Source organism: Streptomyces sp. NPDC003697, assembly GCF_053587115.1.
Map to the genome: position 1 here is coordinate 1 of NZ_JBSFNN010000166.1, position 2,390 is coordinate 2,390.

1 rRNA gene is annotated in these 2,390 nt (G+C 57.5%); it reads left to right on the forward strand.

From position 1 onward, the window contains the following. A 23S ribosomal RNA gene (locus tag ACWDNY_RS31325) occupies positions 1 to 2,369 on the forward strand; the annotation flags it as partial. Between the last annotated feature and the right edge of the window lie 21 nt (positions 2,370 to 2,390).

Below are 2,390 nucleotides of genomic sequence, written 5' to 3' on the forward strand. Positions count from 1 at the left end.
TTCAGTAGCGCGCTCAAGACCCGAAGCGGAGTGATCTAGCCATGGGCAGGTTGAAGCGGAGGTAAGACTTCGTGGAGGACCGAACCCACCAGGGTTGAAAACCTGGGGGATGACCTGTGGTTAGGGGTGAAAGGCCAATCAAACTCCGTGATAGCTGGTTCTCCCCGAAATGCATTTAGGTGCAGCGTCGTGTGTTTCTTGCCGGAGGTAGAGCACTGGATAGGCGATGGGCCCTACCGGGTTACTGACCTTAGCCAAACTCCGAATGCCGGTAAGTGAGAGCGCGGCAGTGAGACTGTGGGGGATAAGCTCCATGGTCGAGAGGGAAACAGCCCAGAGCATCGACTAAGGCCCCTAAGCGTACGCTAAGTGGGAAAGGATGTGGAGTCGCACAGACAACCAGGAGGTTGGCTTAGAAGCAGCCACCCTTGAAAGAGTGCGTAATAGCTCACTGGTCTAGTGATTCCGCGCCGACAATGTAGCGGGGCTCAAGCGTACCGCCGAAGTCGTGTCATTGCAGCATGACGGCCAACGCCGGCTGTGATGGGTAGGGGAGCGTCGTCTGCCGGGTGAAGCAGCACCGGAAGGTAGTTGTGGACGGTTGACGAGTGAGAATGCAGGCATGAGTAGCGATTCACACGTGAGAAACGTGTGCGCCGATTGACCAAGGGTTCCTGGGTCAAGCTGATCTGCCCAGGGTAAGTCGGGACCTAAGGCGAGGCCGACAGGCGTAGTCGATGGATAACCGGTTGATATTCCGGTACCCGCTGTGAAGCGTCAAACATCGAATCCAGTGATGCTAAGGCCGTGAAGCCGCCGGTGATCCCTTCGGGGTGATCCGGAGTGGTGGAGCCGTCGAACCAGGCTGGTAGTAGGTGAGTGATGGGGTGACGCAGGAAGGTAGTCCATCCCGGGCGGTGGTTGTCCCGGGGTAAGGGTGTAGGCCGCAAGGCAGGTAAATCCGCCTTGCATTCGGCTGAGACCCGATGCCGAGCCGATTGTGGCGAAGTGGATGATCCTATGCTGCCGAGAAAAGCCTCTAGCGAGTTTCATGGCGGCCCGTACCCTAAACCGACTCAGGTGGTCAGGTAGAGAATACCGAGGCGTTCGGGTGAACTATGGTTAAGGAACTCGGCAAAATGCCCCCGTAACTTCGGGAGAAGGGGGGCCACGTCCGGTGATGGGCCTTTGCGCCCTGAGCTGGGTGTGGCCGCAGAGACCAGCGAGAAGCGACTGTTTACTAAAAACACAGGTCCGTGCGAAGCCGTAAGGCGATGTATACGGACTGACGCCTGCCCGGTGCTGGAACGTTAAGGGGACCGGTTAGCTCCACTTCGGTGGGGCGAAGCTGAGAACTTAAGCGCCAGTAAACGGCGGTGGTAACTATAACCATCCTAAGGTAGCGAAATTCCTTGTCGGGTAAGTTCCGACCTGCACGAATGGCGTAACGACTTCTCGACTGTCTCAACCATAGGCCCGGTGAAATTGCACTACGAGTAAAGATGCTCGTTTCGCGCAGCAGGACGGAAAGACCCCGGGACCTTTACTACAGTTTGATATTGGTGTTCGGTTCGGCTTGTGTAGGATAGGTGGGAGACTGTGAAGCGGGCACGCCAGTGTCCGTGGAGTCGCCGTTGAAATACCACTCTGGTCGTGCTGGATGTCTAACCTGGGTCCGTGATCCGGATCAGGGACAGTGTCTGATGGGTAGTTTAACTGGGGCGGTTGCCTCCTAAAGTGTAACGGAGGCGCCCAAAGGTTCCCTCAGCCTGGTTGGTAACCAGGTGTTGAGTGTAAGTGCACAAGGGAGCTTGACTGTGAGACCGACGGGTCGAGCAGGGACGAAAGTCGGGACTAGTGATCCGGCGGTGGCTTGTGGAAGCGCCGTCGCTCAACGGATAAAAGGTACCCCGGGGATAACAGGCTGATCTTCCCCAAGAGTCCATATCGACGGGATGGTTTGGCACCTCGATGTCGGCTCGTCGCATCCTGGGGCTGGAGTCGGTCCCAAGGGTTGGGCTGTTCGCCCATTAAAGCGGTACGCGAGCTGGGTTTAGAACGTCGTGAGACAGTTCGGTCCCTATCCGCTGTGCGCGTAGGAGTCTTGAGAAGGGCTGTCCCTAGTACGAGAGGACCGGGACGGACGAACCTCTGGTGTGCCAGTTGTCCTGCCAAGGGCATGGCTGGTTGGCTACGTTCGGGAGGGATAACCGCTGAAAGCATCTAAGCGGGAAGCCTGCTTCGAGATGAGGACTCCCACCCACTTGATGGGGTAAGGCTCCCAGTAGACGACTGGGTTGATAGGCCGGATCTGGAAGCACGGTAACGTGTGGAGGTGACCGGTACTAATAGGCCGAGGGCTTGTCCTCAGTTGCTCGCGTCCACTGTGT